The organism is Grimontia sp. SpTr1, from assembly GCF_947387585.1.
GTDB lineage: Bacteria > Pseudomonadota > Gammaproteobacteria > Enterobacterales > Vibrionaceae > Enterovibrio > Enterovibrio indicus.
This window is the reverse complement of record NZ_CANDOD010000007.1, coordinates 29,179-52,965: the sequence shown is the minus strand read 5'-3', so window position 1 is coordinate 52,965 and position 23,787 is coordinate 29,179. Positions and strand designations below refer to the sequence as shown.

Below are 23,787 nucleotides of genomic sequence, written 5' to 3'. Positions count from 1 at the left end.
CCAAGCGATTTGGCAGCAGGAGCAAGTGATGTGTAAAAAGGACAAACCGTATCAGTATCAGGAACGTCGGGTTGAGTTAGATACCGACCGCGCGTTTCGTCTTGGTGAAGGCAAAATCAGCGGCTATCTGTCCGTGATTTTGGGTGGTTTGTCGCTGCTTGCCGTGCTGGCTTATCTCTTTCCTTCCTATCTCACCACGACTGAACTTCGTAAAACCTACGATGCGGAAAGCCTGCAACATGTTTTGAAATACGGCATGTATTTTTCTCTTTTCTTTGGTGCCATGACTCACCTGCTGAAAAGGTATCGTCGTCTGGGTTGCATCGGCATACTGCTGACGCTGGTGGCTTTTGCTTTGGGTGGGTACACCGTTCCCGTTGGCCCGGTTGAGCCGAAAGAACTCTCCTTGGGAGTGGATTGGTTAATCCTGGCGTTTTTGGGCTCTGCGGCGATTTTTATGACGCTGGAAAAGCTACTGCCGAAGTACAAGAACCAAGTGATCTTGCGTAAAGAGTGGGAAACGGACTTCTTCTATTTCTGCTTCAACCATCTGGCGATTTCCGCCATCCTGATTTACGCCAACTACCATACGTCCCACTTTGACTGGGCAGTGAGTGCTTCATTGCAAGAGTCAGTGCAATCCCTGCCTGTCATTGTTCAATTCGTACTGATTCTGATTGCCGCAGACTTTGTTCTTTACTGGGAACACCGCCTGTTCCACGAAGTAAAAGTGCTGTGGCCGGTTCATGCGGTTCACCACTCGGTGGAAGAACTGGATTGGCTGGCAGGCTCTCGAGGTCACTTCATTCAAGTGTTTTCAGAGCGTGCGATGGTGATGGTGCCGCTGTATTTACTGGGGCCTTCAGAGGCAGCATTGAATGCGTACGTCGCATTCGCAGCGCTGCAAGCGGTATTGATTCACTGTAACACCCGAATGCACTTTGGTTTTCTGAAATACATCTTTGTGACGCCGCAATTTCATCACTGGCATCACAGCTCAGAAAAGCCTGCAATTGATACCAATTACAGTGCGCATCTGGTGTTGTTTGACTGGTTGTTCGGCACCATGCACATGCCTAAACAGCATTGGCCGGCAAAATATGGCACCACCAAACCCATGCCGAAGGGCGTCATCGGACAAACTCTGTATCCGCTTACTGCACTGATTAAAAAGCAAAAATAAATTCATAATTTTCCTCTATGCGCCGTTCGCGGCGCATTCAAAATACATCCTGTCGCATTCGCATCGCTGGATCAGCTGAGTGTTGTTTAAGTTGGCTAAATATACAAAAGGAAAAACCAACTAAGGACGCACCCATGTCAGACGCTCTAGCGCTGCATCGAGACTCCATCATCATTGATGGTCTGATTATCGCCAAATGGAACCGGGAACTGTTTGAAGACATGGCAAAAGGTGGGCTGACCGCTGCCAATTGCACGGTCTCGGTATGGGAAGGTTTTCAGGGTACCGTCGATAACATTGTCGAATTCAACCAATTGCTGCGTGAAAACAGCGACCTCATTCGTCCGGTGCACACCACAGAAGATATTCTTGCAGCCAAGCGTGAAGGTAAAACCGGCATCATGCTGGGCTTTCAGAATGTTCATGCGTTTGAGGACAAACTTGGCTACATCGAGATTTTCAAAAAGCTGGGTGTAGGCATCGCGCAAATGGCTTACAACACCCAAAACTTGGTCGGTACAGGTTGCTACGAGCGCGATGGTGGCTTATCCGGTTATGGCCGTGAAGTCGTCGCGGAAATGAACCGTGTCGGCATCATGTGTGACCTTTCCCATGTTGGGCCAAAAACCTCGGAAGAAGTCATTCTGGAATCGAAAAAGCCGGTTTGTTATTCCCACTGTTTGCCGCTTGGCTTGAAAGATCATCCCCGTAATAAATCCGATGAAGAGCTGAAGTTCATTGCTGACCACGGCGGCTTTATCGGCGTCACCATGTTCGCCCCTTTCCTGAAAAACGGCATCAATTCCACCATCGAAGATTACGTCGAAGCCATCGATTACATCGTTGATCTGGTCGGTGAAGATTGTGTTGGTATCGGCACTGACTTCACCCAAGGCCACGATCAGGAATTCTTTGAATGGATTACCCATGACAAAGGCTACGCAAGAAGGCTGACCAAATTTGGCGAAATCATCAACCCGAAAGGTATCCGTACTGTCGGTGAGTTCCCGAATTTGACGGCAGCGTTACTCGACAGCGGTTGGTCGCCAGAGAAAGTGCAGAAAATCATGGGTGGCAACTGGGTCAAAGTTCTTAAAGACGTTTGGGGCGAGTAAGCCAGAAAGAGAGGAAGCATTAATGGGTCATCATCCACCGGAAATCCCTATTCAGGTCGACGACGAAACTGGCGTTTGGAGCACCGATGGCTTGCCCATGCTCTATGTCCCCCGACACTTTTTCATCAATAACCACGCAGCGGTGGAAGACGCCATTGGCGCAGATCAATACGCGGATTTGCTCTACAAAGCAGGCTACAAATCCGCTTATTTCTGGTGCGAGCAGGAGGGGGAAACCCACGGCATCTCAGGTGCAGAAGTGTTCGACCATTACATGAAGCGTCTTTCCCAGCGCGGTTGGGGACAGTTCTTTATCGAGCATTTGGATGTTTCTCAGGGAACGGCACGAGTGCGGCTCGAAAACTCCGCGTTTGTGTATTACTACGGCAAGGTCAACCGCAAGGTGGATTACATGTTCACGGGCTGGTTTGCCGGTGCCATGGATCAGGTGACGGAGAGTGTCGGCTTTCCGTTCAAAACCCAGGCAGTGCAATTACAAAGCGGCTCTGAAGAAGGCTGCGATTTTGGACTGTTTGAAGTGAAACCGATTGGTTAAGAGAAGATCCTGGATCCTAGGAAAAGCAGGTCCTAGGGGGAGCAAAGAGTTTGAATCTGAATCTAGGCCTCTTAAATCTGTGCAGGACCTAGGACCTAGGACCTAGGACCTTAAAAACTAAAAAAGGAAGTGCAATGTCTCAGTTCGACGCTATTTTTCAGCCGCTTGCGATCAACAAGCTGACGATCAGAAACCGGGTGATCAGTACGGCACATGCCGAGGTGTATGCGACGGAAAATGGCATGCCGACTGAGCGCTATATCAAGTACTACGAAGAGAAAGCCAAAGGCGGTATTGGCCTTTGTGTCTGCGGCGGTTCAAGCCCAGTGTCTATCGATAGTCCACAGCATTGGTGGAGTTCGGTGAACGTCAGTACCGATGAAGTCATTCCACACTTCCAGAACCTTGCTGATGCCATGCACAAACATGGCGCGGCTATCATGATCCAACTGACCCACATGGGACGCCGTTCCCGTTGGGATGGTGGCAACTGGCCGACCCTGATGAGCCCGAGCGGTATCCGCGAACCGGTTCACCGTGCGACCTGTAAAACCATCGAGCCTGAAGAAATCTGGCGTATTATCGATGATTTCGCGCAAGCCGTCCGTCGTGCAAAAGAAGGTGGCTTGGACGGCGTTGAGCTCTCATTTGCCCACCAGCACTTGGTCGATCAGTTCTGGAGTCCGCGTGTTAACCGTCGTACCGATGAATGGGGTGGCAGCTTCGAAAACCGCATGCGCTTTGGCGTAGAAATTCTGAAAGCGGTGCGTGCGGAAGTGGGGCCGGATTTCGCAGTGGGTATCCGCATGACGGGGGATGAATTCCATCCTGACGGCCTTGACCACGAGAACATGAAAGAAATCGCGGCTTACTATGATGGGCTCGGCATGATCGATTTCTTCAGCGTGGTCGGCTCGGGCTGTGATACCCACAACACCTTGGCGAACGTCATCCCGAATATGACTTACCCGCCAGAGCCATTTATTCACCTTGCCGCAGGAATTCGCAGCGTGGTGAATGTGCCTGTGATGCATGCACAAAACATCAAAGATCCGGTACAGGCTGCGCGTGCGCTGGAAAGCGGATTGATTGACTTTGTCGGTATGACACGCGCCCACATCGCAGATCCTCATCTCATCACCAAAGTGAAGCTGGGCCAGACAGATCAAATCCGTCAGTGTGTCGGTGCCAACTACTGCATTGACCGCCAATATCAGGGTATTGATGTCCTCTGTATCCAAAACGCAGCGACATCTCGCGAAGCCAAAGTACCTCATATCATCAGCAAAACCGACGGCCCAATTCGCAAAGTGGTTGTTGTTGGCGGTGGCCCCGGTGGCATGGAAGCCGCGCGTGTCTGCGCCGAGCGTGGTCATCAGGTCACTTTGTTTGAGAAAAACAGCGAACTGGGTGGGCAAATCACGCTGGCAGCGGCTGCACCGCAACGTGAGCAGATCGCAGGTATTACCCGCTGGTTCGATCTGGAACTGCGCCGTTTGGGGGTGAACCTTGTATTCGACACGGCAGCGGATGAAGCCACTATTTTGGCGCAATCGCCCGATGTTGTGGTACTGGCTGTCGGCGGTAAACCGTTTATCAATCAGGAAGCCAAATGGGGCGGTGATGACGGTCTGGTGGTGAGCAGTTGGGACATTCTAAGCGGTGCAGTTGAGCCGGGCAAAAACGTGGTGGTGTATGACACTATTTGCGAATTTGCGGGCATGTCTGTGGCGGATTATCTCGCGGCGAAAGGCTCGTTGGTGGAAATTGTCACTGATGATATCAAGCCGGGTGTCGCTGTGGGCGGTACCAGCTTCCCCACATACTATCGCAGCCTTTACGAGCGCGATGTGGTGATGACGCCGGATCTGGTGCTGGACGAAGTCTACAAAGAGGGCGACAAACTGATTGCCCGCTTTGAAAACGAATACACAGGTGTGCGCGAAGAGCGCGTGGTCGATCAGGTAGTGATTGAAAACGGCGTCAGACCGGACGAGGCGCTCTACTATGCGCTCAAAGAAGGCTCCCGCAACCGCGGCCAGGTAGATATCGACACTCTGTTTGCCTTCGAGCCACAACCCGCATTTGCTGAGCAGGCGGACGGTTATCTACTTTATCGCATCGGGGATTGCAGCGCGCAGCGCAATATTCACGCTGCCATCTACGATTCACTGCGTCTGTTTAAAGACCTCTGACCGACTGCGGGGTATCTGTGATGTGGACGTCGCTTATCGGTCCCTTGTTAGTCATCATGATTGCGCTGGCGATTGCGGGCGCAGTCAAACGGATTCGTCTCTGGCAGCAAGGGAAGCCAGCCAGCCTTCCTATCGGGAAAGCCCTTGCTGCCATCCCCAGACGCTATTTGGTCGATCTTCACGACGTGGTTGCACGTGACAAAGCGTTTGCGAACACGCACGTCGCCACTGCTGGGGGCTTTGTGGCATCCGGCATTTTAATGGTGCTGGTTTTCATTCTGGGGTTCGACAATATACTGACATTCGCACTGATGAGCGCGACGTTTGCTGCGATGGCGTTTGGTGCAGTGAAAGTGAAAAAACGTCGCGAAAACCCGCCTGCGAACCTTTCCAAAGGGCCTTGGCAGAGGCTACCTAACAGTCTGCTGGTTTTCTCCTTCTCTGGCTTGATGATGTCGTTGCTGTTGTTATTGGGCATCGGCAATGTGCCCATCATCGTCGCGGCACTGCTTATCGTTGGCATTCTGCTAGGTTTAGCAGACCTGCTGTTTGGCATGACCTGGGGCGGCCCAATGAAACACGCCTTTGCGGGTGCCTTGCATCTTGGTTTTCACCGTCGTCAGGAACGTTTTGGCGGTGGCCGATCAACGGGATTGAAACCAATCAATCTTGACGAGCAAACTCTGGGCGTCGAAAAGCCATCCGATTTTTATTGGAACCAGCTGTTGGGATTTGATGCCTGCGTGCAATGCGGGCGCTGTGAAAAAGTCTGTCCCGCGTTTGCCGCAGGTCAGCCGCTGAATCCGAAGAAACTGATTCAGGATATGGTGGTTGGCATGGCTGGCGGTGACACCGTAAATTACGCAGGCAGCCAGTACCCTGGCAAATCTGATGAAGCCCGTTGCGGAGCGCCGGATAAACCTTTGTTTGAAGGTCTGCTGGATGCAGAAACCGTCTGGTCGTGCACCACCTGTCGCGCCTGTGTTGAAGAATGCCCAATGATGATCGAACACGTCGATGCCATCGTCGATATGCGCCGTCACCTGACGCTCGCAAAAGGTGAAACAGTCGGAAAAGGCGCAGAGGTATTGGAAAACCTGATTGCAACCGATAACCCGAATGGCCTGTCGCCCAACAGCCGAGCGAACTGGTCCGTCGATCTGAAGCTCAATCATCTGTCAGAGGTAGGTACTACAGATGTGTTGCTTTGGGCAGGTGATGGCGCCTTTGATTTAGCTTACCAACGCACGCTCCGTGCGGTTGTAGCACTGCTTCGAAACGCCAATATCGATTTCGCCATTTTGGGTAATGAAGAATTGGATAGCGGCGATCTGGCGCGTCGTCTGGGCGATGAAGCGACCTTCCAGCGCTTGGCGATTGCCAATGTCAAAACCCTGAACAAATACCAATTCCGATCGATTGTTACGCCGGATCCTCACGCTTTCCATGTGTTGAAAAACGAGTATCCGGACTTTGGCGGCAGCTATGATGTTTTCCATCACACCGAGTATCTGGCGAAGCTGGTTGAGCAAGGTGATATCAAGCTGAATCAGGCCAAAGCCCAATCGGTGACGTATCACGATCCTTGTTACCTTGGGCGTTACAACGGTGGCTATGACGCACCGCGTTACCTCTTGAGTAGTATGGGATTCACTGTCAGTGAGATGGAGCGTTCAGGTTATCGCTCGCGTTGTTGCGGCGGTGGAGGTGGTGCGCCAGTCACCGATATTCCGGGCGAACACCGTATTGCAGATATGCGGATGGATGATGCCAGGGAGACAGGTGCAGAAATGGTAGCGGTTGCCTGCCCGCAGTGTGCAGTAATGCTCGAAGGCGTGGTGATGCCAAGGCCAGAAGTGAAAGACATTGCGGTCATGCTGCTCGATGCCGTGGCAGAAAACGCCGACGCTGGCCAAGCAAAAGCGGTGGGGGAGTAAATGGACGACATCAAACGACGCGATCCCCGTAAAGAACATATCCTGAGAAATCGCCTGCATCCTCAGTATGATGAGATGGCTGTTGACCATGACTTGCTGCTGTCAGGCGGTACAAACCGCAAAAATCCCCACAAGCAGGGGTACTTATCGGCGGAAGGCATCAAACGGATTGACCGCTCTGGTGCTGCGATCGCCGCGGCTGGCGTGGCGAAAAAACAGCAAGAACAAAGCCTGCCACTCAGGACCATTGTTAATCCTTCCAACTATATTGTGGTGTTCTCGGATTCTGACAGTGCCAAGCTGACGGTGCTGGATAAAGACATGTTAGGACTTGCGCATTCGCTGGCTGACGATGGCACAGCCGTCGTAATGATTAACCTTCACAGCCGTGAAGATGACCTTGCTTCGGCCGGCGCAGACAGGGCGCTGACGCTCGATGCAGCCAGTTACTCACCTGACAGTTGGCTCGCGATATTACAAACCATTGATTCAGAGCTATCCCCCAAACATTGGATATTCGCGGATGGCACCTTAGTCGGTGGAGATTTAGCAAGAAGATTGGCGGTCTCGTTGGGTGTCCGGCCAATCACCCGCGGCAAACAATTTGCAGATGGCGAGCTGAACTGTGGTGGTGACGCTTCGAAAAGCGTTAACCGGAAGCTTTCCAGAATATTGCTGGTGGAAGAACAAGTGGCCGACCCCATCGCGGGCTTTATCACGGAGGCGTCTTCTCTGGATGTCGCAGAAGTGGCGGGCGTGATCCCGAAAGTCACTGATCTTGGTGGTGTTGCCGTTGATCCGGCTGACATTCCTTTGGCGGAAACCCGCTTTATTCTCTCCGGTGGTAACGGAATTCGAAACTGGGCCTTGTTCCATCAATGTGCGCAAGCTTTGGGCGCAACAGAAGGGGCCAGCCGCGTCGCTGTCGATAACGGACACATGCCGAGAACGACTCAAGTGGGTGCAACCGGCACTTACGTGAATGCCAAAGTCTATGTCGCGGTAGGTATTTCGGGCGCGATTCAGCATTTGCAGGGGATGACGACCTGTGAAACTGTCATCGCACTCAATACCGATGCCAACTGCGACATGATCAAGCGCGCTGATTTCAGCATTATCGCTGACAGCAGCGAGGTGATGCAGGCATTGGTTGACGCAACCTCTGGTGGTGAAGGAGAGCTTGATGATGTCGGATAACCCAAACATCCTCGTACTGGTTTCAGCCGGTCAACACCCGCTCTCTGGCCGCCCAAGACGGGCAGAGCGAGATGCCAAGGCGCTGGAAATGGCTTTGACCCAGTCTCAATCAGCAATGGTTGTGTTTGCCGGAGATCCGCAATCACCTGCTATTCGGGAATATCTTGGTATGGGCGTTTCCAAGGTCAATGTGTTGAAGCAACCTGAAGGAGCAGACACTAGCATGGCACTGGCGGATTTCGTTGCATCCCAGAAGCCCCAACTGGTTTTCTGCGGTGCCCGGGCAGAGCACGGTGAATCGTCCGGTATGGTGCCGTATCTTGTTGCTGATGGGTTAGGTGCAGCCGTTGTGCCGGAAGTGGTCGATGTGATGGAACAAACCGATTCCCACGTTGAAGTGCTTCAGGCTTTGGCGGGTGGTCAGCGCAGAAAACTAAGGGTCGAACTACCTGCCTTGCTGATTGCCAGTTCATCAGCACCGGCAGCGAGGCAAAGTGCGTTTACCAGAGCGCGAGATGGTTTAGTGAATGTGCTGGAAGTTGAAGTGAAAATGGATTTGGAGCAACAGGGCTGGGAATGGCAGCCTGCTAAGAAACGTCCGAAGCGCACCAAAACCGTCGCTGCGAAAGCCTCCAGTCGAGACCGCTTTAAAGCCGCTACCGCAGCGCCCGCATCTTCAGGTGGCAAAGTGATGATGAACCCACGCCCGCAGGAAGCGGCAGAAGCGATTCTCTCTCTATTGAAAGAAAAAGGACTCGTCTGAATCTGATCTGAATGTTCTCCCCGCCTTTGTTCGGTGGTAACCTCCTCAAAAATTATCATTGAACAAAGGCTCCTTTTTGAAACGCATCGTGTTATACACCAGCAAGAATTGCGCGCATTGCCAGTCAGCCAAACAGTTTTTCGATAGCAAGAAAATCGCCTACCGTTTGTGCGATGTGGGTACACCAAGAGGCAGAAAAGAGCACGCCTCGCTGGGAGCGCGCGGCGTGCCGGTGATAAAGATTGGTGACAAAGTTCTCCACGGCTTCAACGCGAAAGCCGTGGAGAAAGCGCTGAAAGGTGATTAATTCGCCTTGGCGATGGTTGTGAAGGTTTGTCGCTGCTGCTTAATGATGTCGGCGACTTTCTCCGCAATCATAATGGTCGGGGCATTAGTGTTACCACCTACCAGCGTCGGCATAATGGACGCATCCACCACGCGTAATCCTTCCAAACCGTAGACACGAAGCTGGTTATCCACCACGGCCATTGGGTCGTCTTCCGTTCCCATTTTGCAGGTGCCAATCGGGTGATATTGGGTGTCAGCGCGGTTGCGGATGTCCTGCTCGATCGCTGCATCATCAGTGGCATCGACCGGATAAAAAGGCTTGCCTCGAATGTCTTTAAATGCGTCGCTTTCAAGCAACTGATATTGCTTCTTCCAGCCTTCAATCATCACTCGCATATCATCAGGGTCAGCAAAGAAATTGGGGTCGATACGCGGAGAATCCGAAGGATTGGTACTGTTGAGTTTTACGGTACCAATGCTCTTGGGGCGAAGCAGGGTGAGGTGCGAGCAAAAACCGTGGCTGGCGTGAATTTTACGGGCATGGTCGTCGACGACGCCAACGACGAATACGATTTCTAAATCCGGCACATCAATGTCGTCCGATGAACGCAAAAAACTAATACCTTCCGCGAAATTGCTGCTCAGTTTACCTTTGCGTTCTTTCATCCACTCGGGCAGGGCTTTCGCCATTTCGATACCCATTTGCAGCGACACACCAAAGCTGTCGCGTTTAGCGGTGCAGCGGTAAGAATGCACCAGATCGATATGATCCTGCAGGTTTTCACCCACGCCGGGAAGATCGTGAATTTGCTCAATGCCGTGGGTATCCATATCAGCTTTCGCCCCGACACCTGAAAGCATCAGAATTTGCGGTGAACCAAACGCACCGGCTGACAGGATCACCTCTTGCTGAGAGCGGATCTGAACGCGTTGTCCTTGTTTTTCGTATTCCACCCCAACCGCTTTTTTGCCTTCGAACAGCACACGACAAGTGGTGGCATTGGTGATCACAGTCAGGTTAGGGCGCTTAAGATTGGGCGTGAGATAGGCTTTGGCAGCGCTGCAACGTTCACCATTAAGCTGAGTAACCTGAGTCACCATCGCACCGAATTGCTCTGCGCCGTTCACATCTGGGTTTCTTGGTACGCCAATGCTTTCACAGGCATCCAGAAAACGCTCAATCAATGGACTTGGCGAGCGAAGCTCAGCAACGTTCAGCGGGCCACCTTTGCCATGAAACTCATCGTGGTGAACTTCGTTGTTTTCCGCTTTCTTGAAATACGGCAGGCATTCATCATAGCTCCAGCCTTGGTTTCCCAAGGTTGCCCAGTGATCGTAATCGAAACGGTGTCCGCGGCAGTACATCATGGCATTGATTGAGCTCGAACCGCCAAGGGTTTTACCGCGCGGCTGATAACCTTTGCGTCCGTTTAATCCCGGTTGGGGAACGGTTTCAAATCCCCAGTTATTGATTTTGGTTGGCATCATTGCCACCACGCCAACAGGGGTGTGGATGAGGGCGCTGGTGTCCTTGCCGCCGGCTTCCAGCAGGCAGACAGTTACTGTCGGGTCTTCGGACAGGCGGGATGCCATCACACACCCAGCTGAGCCACCGCCGACAACAATGTAATCAAAGCTATCCATTTATGCGTCTCCATCATTGGAAGGGTGGAGGTCACGCTTGAGGATTTTGCCCGTTGCGGTCATTGGGAAGCTGTTACGGATAATGACGCGGCGCGGGTATTTGTAATCCGCCAGTTGTTCCTTGCACCAAGCAATAATCTCGGCTTCTTCGCAGACCTCAGCATCTTGCTTTAACAGTGCATGAGCATGGATTTCTTCGCCAAGTCTCTCGTGGGGTTCGCCCACCACAGCTACCATTTCGATAGCAGGGTGACACATCATCACTTCTTCGATTTCACGCGGATAGACGTTATAGCCACCACGCAGGATCATGTCTTTCACGCGATCAACGATGAAGAGATTGCAGTGTTCATCGAGATAGCCGATGTCACCACTTTTGAACCATCCGTCGACAAAGGTTTCTTCCGTCGCTTCTGGGCGGTTGTAATAGCCTTTCATCACGCTTGGGCTTTTGATGCACACTTCACCACGCTCGCCCGTCGGGACGCTGTTTCCGGCCAAGTCGATAATCTTGATCATATGACCACACAGCGGTTGGCCGACACTGCCGGGAAGTCTGTCGCTGTCGATATGGTTGAAAGTCGCCACAGGTGCGGTTTCAGACAAGCCATAGCCTTCGAGAATGGGAAGCTCAAAGGCCGCTTCAAACTGGCGCAACACTTCAACAGGCAAAGAGGCACCGCCAGAAATGCCTAGTCGCAGACTCTGGCGCACTTTCTCGGCTTTCTCTGCACAGGCTTCGCTGGCACGTTGCAGGGCGATATACATGGTAGGAACGCCAGCAAATACAGTCACCCGTTGTTCGATGATTTGTTCAATCACGCTGGCAGGTTCAAAGCGGGGCACCAGCACCACAGTCGCGCCAGTGAGTATGCTGGCATTCATCATCACGGTTTGTCCGAAGCTGTGGAACAGTGGCAGCGCCGCCATGGTGGTGTCGCTGTATTCCAAACGCATCAGGTTCTGCGACGCCATGGCATTGGTCATCATGTTGGTGTGGGAAAGCTCAGCACCTTTGGGCTGGCCTGTGGTGCCAGAGGTATAGAGGATAACCGCCGTATCATCGCCCAGTCGGGAAACCGCTTCAAATGGCTGTGATGCTTCTGACAGCCAGGCTTGAAGGGAATGGGCTGACGAATCATTTCCTGGCATGGACACAAAGTGCTCGCAGCCTTCCGCGTGTTTAAACCCTTCCTGGCCAAAGGTGCCCATCGGCAATTCTTCTGTGCCATCGAAACAGAGATAGGCTTTAGCGTCGGAATCATTAAGGTGATAAGCAACCTCGCGGGGCTTGAACAATACATTCATCGGTACTACCACGCAGCCTGCTTTCAGAATGCCGTAATACGCGATGGGGAAGTAGGGGATATTGGGACAGGAGAGGGCAACTTTGTCTCCCGGTTCCAAGCCGAGTGAAACAAGGTGATGGGCGACGTTGGCGGCGAGTTTGTCGAGCTGTTCGAAGGTGAAGGCGGTGTCGGCCATTCGAACAGCAACTTTATCGGAAAAGAGCGCCGCACTGCGCTCCAGATTGACAGCAAGATTGTGCATCCTTGTACTCCTTATCTTCCTTTTAGTTTGCCTTGTTTTTATCGAGCACTATCGTCCAGAAGCGATGTCTGGGGTTTCAATAGCGGCGTTGGCATTGTCTTGTGTGGAAAGCATGGGATCGGGTTTGCCGATGAATAGTCGCATCACCAGTCTTTGCGCGAGGTTGCCATATGGCGGCGCGAACAGGCTGATTGGGAACCAACGGCGCATCTGCAAAACGGTCCGGGCATGGCTAAGTTCGCGAAAGCCCTCTTCGCCGTGGTAATTCCCAATGCCAGAGTTACCAATGCCACCAAACGGCACGGCATGGTTCAGGGCATGCCAGCCCCAATCGTTGATAGTGACGCCGCCACTGTGGGTGCGCTCAAGCATCCATTCCCGACGTTCTTTATCGTGACTGAACAGGTAGCAAGCCAGTGGTCTTGGGCGGTTAGTGATGTAATCAGCGACCTCTTCAAGGCTGCTGTAGCCATGAACGGGCAGCAGGGGCCCGAAGATTTCTTCCTGACAAATCCGCATGTCCGTCGACAGATTGGTTGCAATGTGCAGCGGCATTTTGCGTTTATCGCTGTCATCGCGACATTTGATGATGTTGGCACCTTTGGCTTTGGCGTCTTCAACGAGAGCCTGAAAGCGTTCGAACTGGGCATCATCAACCAAGGACGTGCAATCAGCGTTGCCCGCGATACCTGAATACATCTTGTTGTAAGCGCGGGATAGCGCTCCAACAAAGGCATCCACTTTTTCGTTTGGCACGAACGCATAGTCCGGTGCGATACAGATTTGCCCGGCATTAAAACTCTTGCCGTGGGCAATGCGGTTGGCTGCTTGCTGGATGTCGTAATCATCAAAGATCACCGCAGGGGATTTTCCACCCAGCTCAAGGGTGACTGGCGTGAGGTTCTTTGATGCGTTCGCCATGATGATCTTTCCGCTGTTTGGTGATCCGGTAAAGACCAGATGATCAAACGGTAGATGACTGATGTCCATTGCCTGAGGATGATCGCCCGGCACAACGCAAACACGATCTTCTGAATAGATTTCCGCCAGCATGGTTTTCAATGCGGAGGTGGTTTTTGGGCAGTTTGGCGGCATTTTGATCATGCAGCGGTTACCCGCAGCGAGCGCGGTGATCAAGGGACCCAATGAGAGATAAAGCGGGAAATTCCAAGGGCAGATAATGCCAACCACACCCTTCGGCTGGTAACGAAGTTCCAGTTTGTTGCCTTTGAACAGCCATTCCGTTGGGCGGCGTTTCGGACGCATCCAGCGGCGAAGGTGACTTTGTACGTTATTGATGTCGAGGATCGGCCCCAGCACATCTGCCATCAGAGACTCAGAATGGCTGCGGCCACCAAAATCTTCACTCATGGCCTGAGCCAACACGTTCTGATAACGGCGAAGCTGGGTTTTCAGCGCGGAAAGCTGAGCTTTTCTATCTTCCAGTGTGGGCTGGGTATCTTGCTGATAGGCTGATTTCAGCGCGTAAAACCACGTCTCTAATTCACTAAGCGCAGTGTGTTGGGAGAAAGGTGCGGTACTGCTTTGACTGTTCATTCCCGATTTCCTGATGGTTTTGTCATTTACCCATTGATTACAACACCCGGTCAAACCCCCGAACAGGTGACAAAAAGACAAAATCCGGTGATATTCGGACAAAATTGCGGTATTTATAGACCTATCACTGTTTCCGGTGACGAGCAGCTTGGGGAAGCGCCATGAAGTACACTGCGGTTTATGAGCCAGACATGAAGTCCTGTGGCGTGTTGGATTTGCAGCTTTTAAGCCGTTATCTGCAAGATCGCGTGCCGATGGAAACCCTTCTTGAAGGAACCGGATTGCAACAAGACAGGCTTTACGCGCCTGATACTCACATTACCCTGATGCAAAAACTCGCTACCTTCAGCAATGCCATCAATAACACCTCAGAGCCGGGGCTCGGGTTGAAGGTCGGTCAACAGGCGAGGTTTAGCGACTTTGGCGTCCTGGGCTACGCCGTATTCAGCAGCAGTACTTTGCTTGACGCCTTGATGATGGGTTTCAAATACCTTCGCTTGGCGGGACCCGTGCTCAAGAAAACCATGTGGGTAGAAGACGATGTCGGCTACTTCCGTGCTGATCAGCTGGTGGAGCTGGATTCATTGCTGCCGTTTTGTTCTGAATACTGGTTTGCGGCGATCTTGAGTTTGTGTGAAGAGGTGATTCAGCAACCGTTCCCTTCCAAAGCCATTTATTTTCCCTTCCCTGCGCCGGAATATGCCGAACTCTATGAAGAAACCTTTCACTGCCCGGTTTATTTCAACAGCAAACACCTTGAATGGCATTTCGACGCTACTAAGCTTTATGAGCCGCTGCCAACCGCAAATCCGATGACGCTGAGTATGTGCCTTAAATCCTGTGATGAGATGCTGGAGAAAGTCTCGGGTGCGCTGACGTTGAATGAAAAAATTACACAAATGTTGTTGGAAAACCCCGGTCGGTATCCGTCGATTGAAGTGGTTTCTTCAGAGCTTGGTATGTCTTCCCGAACACTCCGCCGTCACCTGAAAAATGAAAACACCGGGTTTCAGGACATTCTGGATCATGTGCGGTTCAGTCTTGCCCGCCACTACCTGCGCTCAACCCAAATCAGCATTGAAGACATTTCCGAGCGGGTGGGTTTTTCAGATCCCGCTAACTTCCGTCATGCTTTTCGTAAGTGGAGTGGCGCTTCGCCGAGAGATTATCGAAACCAACTTTGCGCCTGATTCAGTGAAGGAAAAGTGCTGACATCCAAATGTCACTTTACATATGGAAAAACATATATAAAGTATGCTGGGTGAACGATAATCTGGTGAATATGAATGATCTCTCCCGTTAATTTCTACAAATGCTTAGCTGATGAAACCCGTTTGAAAACCCTGATGTTGCTGCAACAGGAAGGGGAGCTCTGTGTGTGTGAGTTGATGGAAGCGCTCGAAGAAAGCCAGCCAAAAGTATCCCGTCATCTTGCTCAATTGCGTAAATGCCAACTGCTGACCGATCGCCGTCAGGGCCAGTGGGTGTTCTACAGCATTTCCAGAGCATTGCCGGCGTGGGCGAAAGAGGTGCTTGCCGTGACGACCGATTCTAATCCGGTCTTCCTGCAAGAATGTATGACCCGCCTATGCAAAATGGGCGATCGCCCAGAGCGCGTTTCTACCTGCTGTTAAGAGTAGAGAGCCAGGATGATGGTGTTTTTATGGCTCAATATATATGAATTTTCATATATTAAACTGACTTAGGACTGAATGATGGGGATGTTTGAACGCTACCTTTCCGTGTGGGTAGCAGTGTGTATTGGTGCGGGTGTACTGCTTGGAAATCTTGCTCCTTCTGCTTTTGAAGTGGTGGCCAATCTGGAATTTGCACACGTAAATTTGGTAGTTGGGGTACTGATTTGGGTGATGATCTTTCCTATGATGGTTCAGGTCGATTTCTCCGCCATCAAAGACGTGGGAAAAAAGCCAAAAGGTCTGGCTCTGACGCTGGTAATCAACTGGTTAGTGAAGCCTTTCACCATGGCAGCGTTGGGCTGGTTGTTTTTCAAAGGAATCTTTGCAGATTGGGTTGACCCACAAAGTGCAAGCGAATACATCGCGGGTATGATTCTTCTTGGTGTGGCGCCTTGTACCGCCATGGTTTTTGTATGGAGCCAGCTCACCAAAGGAGATGCCAATTATACCTTGGTTCAGGTGTCAGTGAATGATCTCATTATGGTGTTTGCTTTCGCCCCTATCACGGCATTCTTGCTGGGTGTGACAGATATTCAGGTGCCTTGGGAAACCTTGATTCTCTCCGTTGCCTTGTATGTTGTTCTTCCGCTGGTCGCAGGTGCTTGGGCTCGTAAACACTTACTCGCGAAAGGTGAGGAAAAACTGCAAAGCTTCCTGACGGCTGTAAAGCCTTGGTCGATTGTGGGACTTCTTGGCACTGTTGTGTTGCTGTTTGGTTTTCAGGCGAAGACCATCGTCAGCCAGCCTCAAACCATTTTGTTGATTGCAATACCTCTGCTTATTCAAACTTACGGCATCTTCGCGATTGCTTACGGTGCAGCCAAATGGCTCAAGCTTCCACATAACGTTGCAGCTCCTGCTGGGATGATTGGTACGTCTAACTTCTTTGAGCTGGCAGTCGCCGTCGCGATTTCGTTGTTTGGTTTGCATTCAGGTGCGGCATTGGCAACGGTTGTGGGCGTGCTGGTGGAAGTCCCCGTGATGCTATCTCTAGTGTGGTTTGCAAACAGAACAACCCACTGGTTTGAGCCTGCAAAGGCCTAGAATAACAAAGCCCGCATTTGCGGGCTTTGTTGATTAGATAGGTGTTTGATTACTGCAGGTTACCGTCAGCGTCGTAAAAACGCTGGGTGCTGTACTCTTCGAGAGGAAGTTTGCTCAGTGTGCCAACCGCTTCTGCGTAATCTACGAAAGCTTTTGCGTAGTCAAGGTAAGTATCAACTGCTCGACCATCATTGGTGACATCACCAAACACGAAGTAACCGTCGCGACCACCGCTGACAAAGCTGTTGGTTACCACCTGAATATTAGTTTCGGTACTTGCTGTATCCAGCGTTACCCAATCACCTGCTAAGCGCGAATTGATTTCGATATTGGTGACACGCTCACCAAACGCTTTCGAAATATCCACATCAAAACGCAGACCCGAAGCGTAAGGGTAGGCACCGCTTGAACTGTCTGGGTTCAGAACATAATCCACGCCTTGTTCCAGAGCCAGTTTGATTTCAGCACCACTCATGTTCAGGTTCACCAAGGTATTACCAAATGGCAGCAGTTGATAGGCGGTCGCGATAGTCACATCACCCATAGGGACGTCGGCACGCACACCTCCCGCATTCTGAATGGCAACATCTGCTTCTAGGCTCTGCAACATGAAAGCTTTCGCCACCAAATTTGAAACATCAGAGCCGTTAGACTGGGTTTCAGTCACATCACAGAGCGAGCTGATACCTTGCCCTGGAACACGCTCAAGACACAGATTAGAGGTCGCGTTCGCGATGACAGTTTGGGTTTCTTCTTCGATGCGTTGTGTGTAAGTGTCCAGCAGAGTTTGCGTTTCTGCATCACGCTCAACAATTGAAAGCACGGGGTTTGCGTCAATATCTGCGTAAACGGCATCGCGGTCAGCACCTTCCAGTTCTACACGGGTACCTTCAGCGTTGCGGCGCTTGAAGGTGTCACCCAGCATCAGGTGAGGGGTACCCGAACACGCTTCAACGACACCTTTGCGGTCGAAGCTGATATCCAGCTCGCCAACGATTGAGGAATATTGCCAAGCTTGCGCGACACAAACCGGGTCGCCATCTTTGTTCGTCACCATGGTTGGGTAGTCGCCCGCGCTGTTCAGACCGACCGCATCGAAATCGCCCAGCAGGCTGTGAGAGTCACCACCGATGATCACGTCAACACCACTCAGATTCTTCGCTAGCTCCAGATCGTTGCCGTATTGGTAGTGAGTCAGCAAAACAATCTTGTTCACGCCTTTTTTCTTGAGCTTGTCGATGTACTTTTGCGCGGTTTCCGTTTCGTCCAAAAACTCAGTGGTTGAATCCGGATTAGATGAGTTCTTGGTTTTGGTGGCGATATCAATACCTATGATACCGACTTTCTGACCATGGAAGCTTTTCACCACGAATGGGCGGAAAGAGTCCCAAGGACCTTCTGGTGTGAGTGGAGATACACCGACTTCTGGGCGAACGTTTGCTGCGACTACTGAGGTGTTACAGTCACCGCTTGCCAGCTGATCCAGGAAGGTTTTCAGGCCCGTATCGCCGTCATCAAATTCATGGTTACCCAGCGCGAAAGCATCGAAACACACCTGGTTCATCATGGCTGCATCGGCTTCACCGCCAAACAGGGTGTAGTAGAGATCGCCAGTGATGGCATCGCCCGCGTGTAGCTTCAGAACGTTCTGTTTTGATTCGTCGATTTCGCGGATTTTGGTTACGACGCGCGGGAAAGCACCCACTTCTACACGTGTGCTTTCACCACCAACGGTGATGTCTAAACCATCGTCAGCTTCCAGATGAGAGTGATGGTCATTGATATGTGCGATGGTGAGATCCATTGGACGTTCAAAGCAGCCCGTGAGCGGGAGAGACAGCGCTGCGACAGCCGCAGCGAGAACCTTGGTTTTCATTCTTCGTTCCTTCCTTAGTGAAGATAGCGCTTTCTTTAGCGGACTAAGCTATTGAAGCTTTGTGTCACTCAAGTAAAGAAAAAAAGACAAAACAAAGATGATGCAAGGGTGAGACGGATAATGTGTGGAGTGCTTTCAAAGGGTTTTGGGAAACAGCGATAAGAGGTTTATATGAAATTGTGGCGCTATCAATTCATGCCGGAGCTAGTGTGAAACCCCAAAATACACGGCCAAAGTGACAATCAAAAATGCTATCCAGGAGAGGTGCTTACCTTTAGAGCCGACAAGCGCAATAACGAAATGAATAAGGAAGGTGATAGCAATGATTGTGGCAATAAGGGAGACATTAACCGTTGGGAGAGACAGGGCGATGATAACGCCTGCAAAACCCAGCCAGGCGATAGACGTGACATGCCAAGCGAAGCGCAATGTCCGCTTGGTAAAATCATCATTCCCAAACAACTTGGGCAAGTTATCCCTTCTGAAAAGACGTTGCAGAATATAGCGTTCGCCCAAGTAGGAGTGAGCGGCTGCCAGACAGACAAGAAGAATCACAGCGATTAAAACCAGATAGTTCATGCTCTTTTTCCTTTTATCCCTAGTTGCGAACGCTTTTTTACTTTCTCATTAATCTGCTCATTCGAACAGTTTTCCAGTGCTGAGGCTCTGAAGATTAAACCTTCACCACTTTCCACGAACCTCGGCAGGGCGCATTTGATACCTTCCACTCGCCATCAATTTGACCGTTTAGCGCCGTCCCTTTGAAATCGTAACCCCAGCGCTCGTTATCGCTGTAGAGTTCAAGCTTTCCATCATCGGCAATCCAACCCTTCAGCAGAGTGTTGTTATACATCAAGCGAAGGGATACTTTGCCTTCTTCAATGCTTCCGAGAATGCGGGTTTCGAGGCAGATGTTGTCGCCGCTGATATCAATACGTTTACCTTCCCACTGGCCGTCGAAGTTTGATGAGGCCTCAAAGGCAGGAGCTTCAGGCAGAGCTTGCGCATAATTAATGCGTTCTCTTTGTTCACGGTTTGCTTCTGAGTAGATGATAAAAGCCGTGAGGCCTATAGCAGCAGCGATGATTAGTTTCTTCATGGTCATGAGCCCGTTCTTAACACACTAAGTGGTTGTGGTGTGAGAGTAATGGGGAGATGTTAACGTTTGCTAGTGAAGACGCGGGGTATGGGGCATAAAAAGGCGAGTGATATCCAATTATATGATTGATTATTATTCATTTATTTGATGTTGGGACAGGATGTAACACCTTCCAGATATAAACTTCATTCCGTCCAAAATTCGATAAAATCCGCTAGCAATTCCGGTGCTAGGATAGCGAAAAAACCATTGGAGGAGTTGAAGATGGTTTCTCGTCTATTTGTCTATGGAACGCTGGCACCCGGGCGTCCGAACGAGCATGTATTAGCACTGGTTCCAGGCACGTGGGAGCCCGCATCGGTGAAAGGAAAGCTGCTACAGGAAGGCTGGGGGGCAGAACAAGGTTACCCCGGTATTATGCTTGAAGAATCATCGGATAACGTGGAAGGGTTTATCTTCAGTTCTGAAGCCTTACCTTCATACTGGAAACGCTTAGATGAGTTTGAAGGCGAGGGATATCAGCGAGTATTGACTCGAGCAGCCTGTGAAAATGGCAAGGTTGTTGAGGCTTATGTCTACGCCCTGAAATAGTATTTATCGGGAATATTGAAACGAAAAAATCCACCCTCGGGTGGATTTTGTGTTTCTGGCTTTCTTACTTTTCCACAAACATATGGTTCGCTTCTGTCACGCCACGGTGATAGGTGCAGAAGGTATCTGTCGCAGCGTCTGTTTTGCTGTGGATTTTGATATTGGTGATCACTTCCACTGCGCCTGCATCGTAGCAAGCCTGCTGCGCTTTTTTGACCACTTCCAGTAAGTAATCCAGCTCGCCTTTCATAGTGGTTTCCATCGCGCCGACCTTATATACCCAAACGACCTGAAGATGCTCGCATTCAGAGGTCATCAATGCGTTCAATTCGAGGCAAATTTTGCGAGGAATAGTGGTTCTATTTCCGTGGAATTTAACGATGAAGTGGGCGCATTGAGGGCCTCCCTTCGGGCGAGTTGACTGACGTCGTGCTCTTTGTTGTCCCTTTTTGATGGAGATGACTACACCTGCAAAGTGACGCCGCGATCACAACGCCAGTCAAACTCGCTGAATCGGCATCTTCAGGTCGTTTGGGTATATGGCACATTGGCAGCTTTCACCACGTCGATGGCTTTGTCGACCACTTCGAAATTGTTACCTTCTTTGAGGCGTGGAATGACCTGAAAGGCCAGCATGACTTGGTTTTCAATGGTATTTACAGCGTTGTTCTGAGACATATTTATTGCCGTTTGTCACATTAGATGCGGCATCTTAACCCAGAAAACTGTCGCTGTAGAGGAAGGAAAAGGGCAGCACTTTCTGCCCTGATATGGAGGTGATCACGCAACCATCAATGTGCGGGTTTGATGAACAAATTCTGCGATATCTCCTTTTATAGACGTCGCTTTAAACCCTAACTCTGGCGGCGTGGAGGCATTATCCATATTCACCCTGACCAAACTTGCATTCGGAAACGCATGGGTGATGTGCTCCATGGGAATTCGGATAACGGTTGGCGTGTTAAAACCTGAACCTAAATCCAGCACCACGACCTTCTTCTCTCGGTTGTTGTCCAGCCATTGGATCAATGCTTGGCGCTCGTCTTCATGCACGGTGTCGATAAATGAACCGTCGACGCGGGCATGAATGAACATGTCTTCGCCACAGTTTGGACATTTCGGCACACCTTGCTCTGATGTCAGCACCTGTTCGACAGGATCAAAATAGGGCTCCATGCGATCGAGGAAGGGTTTAATGTCCCACACTTCCTGTGAACACGGCTTGGTGCACTGAATTTTTCCGTAGTCGCCCTGTGGTGCGTAAAAACGTTCGCGGGCAAATCCACTTTTGTAGAACAGACCATCCACATTGGAGGTCATTACAAAGTAGTCTTTGTCGCGCACGAGATCATACAAAGCTTCATACAGCGGGTTCGCACCCTGAGAGAAATACACGTACTCCAGATGGACTTTGTAGTAACCCCATTGCTCCTGTTTCGACCAATAGGGATAACCCATGAGCTCGTATTGGGCGTTGAAGCCTTTCTTTTTCCAGCCCGGATACACTTTGGCAAACTTGTCGCGATCGAGGTAATTGATCCCCGCAGCTGCCGTCAGCCCGGCACCTGCACCAATCAAGATCGCGTCGGCGTCTTTGATCAGAGTGGAGACATTTCTCAATGTTTGAAGATTCAGTTTTTGCATACAAACTCCTCCAGTTCTGATTGGTAAACATCGTAATCCTGTTCACTGAACACGTTGAAAACTACCGTATCCAGTTTGCTGGGGTTGTCTTTCAGCCAGTTAGCGACGGTGTGAATCGCCACTGGTGTTGCCTGTTCAATCGGGTAGCCAAATACACCGGTAGAAATCGCACAGAAGGCGACACTACGTGCATCTTCGACTTCCTGAGTAATATCCAAAATGTGCTGATAGCTGGCGGCGAGTAATTGCTCGCTCTCTTTAGTCACACTGCCTTGTACAATTGGCCCAACTGTGTGGATGACGTATTTTGCAGGCAGGTTATAACCCCGTGTAATTTTTGCTTCGCCTGTTGGTTCCTCTCCACCTTGAAGCTGTATGATGACATCGCAGTCTTCACGTAATTGAACACCCGCTCGATTGTGAATCGCGTTATCAATGCATTTGTGCTGGGGCAGAAAACACCCGAGAAGCTGGCTATTTGCGGCATTTACAATTGCGTCTGCCTTCAGTGTGGTAATGTCTCCACGCCAGAGCACTACCTTGGTGTCACCGATTTTTAGAAATGGCGCTAATTCGCTGACATCTGTGATTGATTGGCTTTGGCGCTCTGCATATAGCAGGGTATCCAGCGCACTTTTACCGTTTTCACTGAGATAACCTGGCGGAAGAACAGTAATGGCGGAGTCCAGCAGAGTGCGTTGCTTATCGGAACCCAACTCGCGAACGTCTTTGATGCCAGATTTTTGCAGAACGGGTGTCAGTTCCTGCAATACTCTGAGTACCAATGCAGTGTTCGTCAGGCGTTGCAATAGCGTTGGGACATACGGGCGATGGAGCGAGATGCGATCGGCGTAGTCGCTGACAGTCAATTTTCTCATGCTGACCTCCGAATAACTGAGGCCACGTTTGTGGCCTCATGATGGATGTTTGACAGTGGAAGATACGCTTATTGGAAGCCGAACTTGCCGTTATCGTTTTTCCACTCGCTGCGTGGTGGAATGGTTTCAATCACATCCCAATGCTCAACGATTTTGCCGTTGTCGACGCGGAACAAATCGTAGAACGCGACGTGCTCATCTAGGAATTTCCCTTCGCTGATCGTCAACACGAAGTTGCCTTGACCCAGGATCTTGTGGTTTTTGGTGTAAGACATCGGCATGCCTTGCTCAGCCAGCGCTTGCAGTGCTGCCCCCAAACCTGCCAAACCGTCAGCTACCATCGGGTTATGTTGCAGGTAGGCCTCTGGTTCGTTGTCGATAAAGTCATTGATACGCGCCATGTTGCCTTCCATCAGAATGGTCTTCACGAAGTCTGCAACAATGGCTTTGTTCTCTTCAGTTTTATCCAGATCAACCGCTACGGTTGGGCCATCGAGCTGGGTGCGACCGCTAGGGTTTGTCGGGGCGATGTCTTGCAGGTTGTCCCAATGCTCAACAATTTGGCCGTTTTCGAAGCGGAATACGTCGAAGCCAACTTTAGGGCCAAAGAAGTCGTATTCAGTGTGCAGGAACACGTAATCGTCATCCTGAAATGCACGTTTCACATCGGCTTTCGCGCCACCTTCAGGCAAGGCTTTCATTAATTCACCGAATCCTTCCAGACCATCCCCAACTGCGAGGTTGTGCTGAATGTATTTGTTCGGGTTTACATAAGCGATTGGCGCGTGGTCACCGGTTTCAATACTGCTGATCAGTGCGACGGCTTTGTCCTTGTTTGAGAGCGACTCCGACGCTGACTGGGCACTGTATGCAGCAATTCCCATCACACTGGCTACAGCAACAGAGCGAAGAAGTTTGTTTGTCATTGTTTTCATTGTCTCGTCCTTTTGTTCGGTGTTGAAGCCATGTTAG

The 23,787-nt window shown here is 50.9% G+C and carries 21 protein-coding genes and 2 pseudogenes; 12 read left to right on the top strand and 11 right to left on the bottom strand.

Going from position 1 to position 23,787, the window contains the following annotated elements; translation table 11 throughout:
- The first annotated feature begins 28 nt into the window (after positions 1-28).
- The 8 genes from QL223_RS11940 to QL223_RS11905 all read left to right on the top strand — a co-directional run bounded on the left by QL223_RS11940 (position 29) and on the right by QL223_RS11905 (position 9,253).
- Positions 29-1,183 carry a sterol desaturase family protein gene (locus tag QL223_RS11940; protein WP_281544870.1) on the top strand — a complete coding sequence of 385 codons (1,155 nt, stop codon included), beginning with the start codon at positions 29-31 and terminating at the stop codon, positions 1,181-1,183.
- Positions 1,184-1,317: 134 nt separating this feature from the next.
- The gene (locus QL223_RS11935) at positions 1,318-2,298 is read left to right on the top strand and encodes a dipeptidase (RefSeq protein WP_281544869.1); all 981 of its coding nucleotides are present in this window, start codon (positions 1,318-1,320) and stop codon (positions 2,296-2,298) included.
- Between the two features lie 22 nt (positions 2,299-2,320).
- Entirely contained in the window at positions 2,321-2,854 is a 534-nt protein-coding gene (locus QL223_RS11930; protein ID WP_002539904.1) for a DUF5943 domain-containing protein, read from the top strand.
- A 134-nt stretch (positions 2,855-2,988) separates the two neighbouring features.
- Positions 2,989-5,049 (top strand): NADH:flavin oxidoreductase, encoded by a 2,061-nt coding sequence (locus tag QL223_RS11925; RefSeq protein WP_281544868.1) that lies wholly within the window; start codon positions 2,989-2,991, stop codon positions 5,047-5,049.
- A 20-nt stretch (positions 5,050-5,069) separates the two neighbouring features.
- Positions 5,070-6,986, top strand: coding sequence for a (Fe-S)-binding protein (locus QL223_RS11920; protein WP_002539906.1), 1,917 nt, complete (start codon positions 5,070-5,072; stop codon positions 6,984-6,986).
- Positions 6,987-8,183, top strand: coding sequence for an electron transfer flavoprotein subunit alpha/FixB family protein (locus tag QL223_RS11915; RefSeq protein WP_281544867.1), 1,197 nt, complete (start codon positions 6,987-6,989; stop codon positions 8,181-8,183).
- Positions 8,170-8,946 carry an electron transfer flavoprotein subunit beta gene (locus tag QL223_RS11910; RefSeq protein WP_281544866.1) on the top strand — a complete coding sequence of 259 codons (777 nt, stop codon included), beginning with the start codon at positions 8,170-8,172 and terminating at the stop codon, positions 8,944-8,946. The genes QL223_RS11915 and QL223_RS11910 overlap by 14 nt, the downstream gene beginning before the upstream one ends.
- A gap of 76 nt (positions 8,947-9,022) precedes the next feature.
- Positions 9,023-9,253 carry a glutaredoxin family protein gene (locus QL223_RS11905; RefSeq protein ID WP_281544865.1) on the top strand — a complete coding sequence of 77 codons (231 nt, stop codon included), beginning with the start codon at positions 9,023-9,025 and terminating at the stop codon, positions 9,251-9,253.
- On the opposite strand, the gene QL223_RS11900 is transcribed toward QL223_RS11905, so the two are convergent.
- Genes QL223_RS11900 through QL223_RS11890 form a run of 3 tightly spaced genes read right to left on the bottom strand, consistent with a single transcriptional unit; the run spans position 9,250 to position 13,986 of the window.
- Complete coding sequence (locus tag QL223_RS11900; RefSeq protein WP_281544864.1) at positions 9,250-10,878, bottom strand: choline dehydrogenase; 1,629 nt, start codon at positions 10,876-10,878, stop codon at positions 9,250-9,252. The genes QL223_RS11905 and QL223_RS11900 overlap by 4 nt on opposite strands.
- Complete coding sequence (locus tag QL223_RS11895; RefSeq protein WP_281544863.1) at positions 10,879-12,429, bottom strand: long-chain fatty acid--CoA ligase; 1,551 nt, start codon at positions 12,427-12,429, stop codon at positions 10,879-10,881.
- 48 nt (positions 12,430-12,477) lie between these two features.
- Positions 12,478-13,986 carry a coniferyl aldehyde dehydrogenase gene (locus QL223_RS11890; RefSeq protein ID WP_281544862.1) on the bottom strand — a complete coding sequence of 503 codons (1,509 nt, stop codon included), beginning with the start codon at positions 13,984-13,986 and terminating at the stop codon, positions 12,478-12,480.
- Between the two features lie 161 nt (positions 13,987-14,147).
- On the opposite strand from QL223_RS11890, the gene QL223_RS11885 reads away from it, so the two are divergent.
- The 3 genes from QL223_RS11885 (at position 14,148) to arsB (ending at position 16,727) form a co-directional block, all read left to right on the top strand.
- Positions 14,148-15,176: an AraC family transcriptional regulator gene (locus tag QL223_RS11885; RefSeq protein WP_281544861.1), complete on the top strand. Its 1,029-nt coding sequence runs from the start codon at positions 14,148-14,150 to the stop codon at positions 15,174-15,176.
- Positions 15,177-15,272: 96 nt separating this feature from the next.
- On the top strand, positions 15,273-15,620 hold the full coding sequence (locus QL223_RS11880) for a metalloregulator ArsR/SmtB family transcription factor (protein WP_002539914.1): 348 nt from the start codon (positions 15,273-15,275) through the stop codon (positions 15,618-15,620).
- Between the two features lie 81 nt (positions 15,621-15,701).
- On the top strand, positions 15,702-16,727 hold the full coding sequence (gene arsB / locus QL223_RS11875; protein ID WP_039850183.1) for an ACR3 family arsenite efflux transporter: 1,026 nt from the start codon (positions 15,702-15,704) through the stop codon (positions 16,725-16,727).
- 49 nt (positions 16,728-16,776) lie between these two features.
- On the opposite strand, the gene nadN is transcribed toward arsB, so the two are convergent.
- The 3 genes from nadN to QL223_RS11860 all read right to left on the bottom strand — a co-directional run bounded on the left by nadN (position 16,777) and on the right by QL223_RS11860 (position 19,702).
- Entirely contained in the window at positions 16,777-18,603 is a 1,827-nt protein-coding gene (gene nadN, locus QL223_RS11870) for an NAD nucleotidase (protein ID WP_281544860.1), read from the bottom strand.
- A gap of 204 nt (positions 18,604-18,807) precedes the next feature.
- Entirely contained in the window at positions 18,808-19,182 is a 375-nt protein-coding gene (locus QL223_RS11865; protein WP_002539916.1) for a hypothetical protein, read from the bottom strand.
- A 94-nt stretch (positions 19,183-19,276) separates the two neighbouring features.
- Positions 19,277-19,702 (bottom strand): hypothetical protein, encoded by a 426-nt coding sequence (locus tag QL223_RS11860; protein WP_281544859.1) that lies wholly within the window; start codon positions 19,700-19,702, stop codon positions 19,277-19,279.
- Positions 19,703-19,966: 264 nt separating this feature from the next.
- Here QL223_RS11860 and QL223_RS11855 point away from each other — a divergent pair, with 264 nt between their 5' ends.
- The gene (locus QL223_RS11855) at positions 19,967-20,293 is read left to right on the top strand and encodes a gamma-glutamylcyclotransferase family protein (RefSeq protein WP_281544858.1); all 327 of its coding nucleotides are present in this window, start codon (positions 19,967-19,969) and stop codon (positions 20,291-20,293) included.
- A 64-nt stretch (positions 20,294-20,357) separates the two neighbouring features.
- On the opposite strand, the pseudogene QL223_RS11850 reads toward QL223_RS11855, so the two are convergent.
- The 5 genes and pseudogenes from QL223_RS11850 to QL223_RS11830 form a co-directional block, all read right to left on the bottom strand.
- Positions 20,358-20,570: pseudogene (locus QL223_RS11850) on the bottom strand (thiamine-binding protein); the annotation flags it as partial.
- A 260-nt stretch (positions 20,571-20,830) separates the two neighbouring features.
- A pseudogene (locus QL223_RS11845) lies at positions 20,831-20,929 on the bottom strand (thiamine-binding protein); the annotation flags it as partial.
- 144 nt (positions 20,930-21,073) lie between these two features.
- Positions 21,074-21,937 (bottom strand): hypothetical protein, encoded by an 864-nt coding sequence (locus QL223_RS11840; RefSeq protein ID WP_281544857.1) that lies wholly within the window; start codon positions 21,935-21,937, stop codon positions 21,074-21,076.
- On the bottom strand, positions 21,925-22,815 hold the full coding sequence (locus tag QL223_RS11835; RefSeq protein WP_281544856.1) for a protein-ADP-ribose hydrolase: 891 nt from the start codon (positions 22,813-22,815) through the stop codon (positions 21,925-21,927). The genes QL223_RS11840 and QL223_RS11835 overlap by 13 nt, the downstream gene beginning before the upstream one ends.
- A gap of 68 nt (positions 22,816-22,883) precedes the next feature.
- Positions 22,884-23,750 carry a hypothetical protein gene (locus tag QL223_RS11830; RefSeq protein WP_281544855.1) on the bottom strand — a complete coding sequence of 289 codons (867 nt, stop codon included), beginning with the start codon at positions 23,748-23,750 and terminating at the stop codon, positions 22,884-22,886.
- Between the last annotated feature and the right edge of the window lie 37 nt (positions 23,751-23,787).

Excerpts from the sequence above, each read along its gene's own strand:
- QL223_RS11835 (WP_281544856.1), bottom strand. The coding sequence starts at position 22,815 with ATGAGAAAATTGACTGTCAGCGACTACGCCGATCGCATCTCGCTCCAT.
- QL223_RS11885 (WP_281544861.1), top strand. The coding sequence starts at position 14,148 with ATGAAGTACACTGCGGTTTATGAGCCAGACATGAAGTCCTGTGGCGTG.
- QL223_RS11935 (WP_281544869.1), top strand. The coding sequence starts at position 1,318 with ATGTCAGACGCTCTAGCGCTGCATCGAGACTCCATCATCATTGATGGT.
- QL223_RS11910 (WP_281544866.1), top strand. The coding sequence starts at position 8,170 with ATGATGTCGGATAACCCAAACATCCTCGTACTGGTTTCAGCCGGTCAA.
- QL223_RS11855 (WP_281544858.1), top strand. The coding sequence starts at position 19,967 with ATGGTTTCTCGTCTATTTGTCTATGGAACGCTGGCACCCGGGCGTCCG.
- QL223_RS11840 (WP_281544857.1), bottom strand. The coding sequence starts at position 21,937 with ATGCAAAAACTGAATCTTCAAACATTGAGAAATGTCTCCACTCTGATC.
- nadN (WP_281544860.1), bottom strand. The coding sequence starts at position 18,603 with ATGAAAACCAAGGTTCTCGCTGCGGCTGTCGCAGCGCTGTCTCTCCCG.
- QL223_RS11900 (WP_281544864.1), bottom strand. The coding sequence starts at position 10,878 with ATGGATAGCTTTGATTACATTGTTGTCGGCGGTGGCTCAGCTGGGTGT.
- QL223_RS11890 (WP_281544862.1), bottom strand. The coding sequence starts at position 13,986 with ATGAACAGTCAAAGCAGTACCGCACCTTTCTCCCAACACACTGCGCTT.
- QL223_RS11895 (WP_281544863.1), bottom strand. The coding sequence starts at position 12,429 with ATGCACAATCTTGCTGTCAATCTGGAGCGCAGTGCGGCGCTCTTTTCC.
- QL223_RS11860 (WP_281544859.1), bottom strand. The coding sequence starts at position 19,702 with ATGAAGAAACTAATCATCGCTGCTGCTATAGGCCTCACGGCTTTTATC.
- QL223_RS11930 (WP_002539904.1), top strand. The coding sequence starts at position 2,321 with ATGGGTCATCATCCACCGGAAATCCCTATTCAGGTCGACGACGAAACT.
- QL223_RS11925 (WP_281544868.1), top strand. The coding sequence starts at position 2,989 with ATGTCTCAGTTCGACGCTATTTTTCAGCCGCTTGCGATCAACAAGCTG.
- arsB (WP_039850183.1), top strand. The coding sequence starts at position 15,702 with ATGGGGATGTTTGAACGCTACCTTTCCGTGTGGGTAGCAGTGTGTATT.
- QL223_RS11940 (WP_281544870.1), top strand. The coding sequence starts at position 29 with ATGTGTAAAAAGGACAAACCGTATCAGTATCAGGAACGTCGGGTTGAG.
- QL223_RS11830 (WP_281544855.1), bottom strand. The coding sequence starts at position 23,750 with ATGAAAACAATGACAAACAAACTTCTTCGCTCTGTTGCTGTAGCCAGT.
- QL223_RS11915 (WP_281544867.1), top strand. The coding sequence starts at position 6,987 with ATGGACGACATCAAACGACGCGATCCCCGTAAAGAACATATCCTGAGA.
- QL223_RS11880 (WP_002539914.1), top strand. The coding sequence starts at position 15,273 with ATGATCTCTCCCGTTAATTTCTACAAATGCTTAGCTGATGAAACCCGT.
- QL223_RS11920 (WP_002539906.1), top strand. The coding sequence starts at position 5,070 with ATGTGGACGTCGCTTATCGGTCCCTTGTTAGTCATCATGATTGCGCTG.
- QL223_RS11865 (WP_002539916.1), bottom strand. The coding sequence starts at position 19,182 with ATGAACTATCTGGTTTTAATCGCTGTGATTCTTCTTGTCTGTCTGGCA.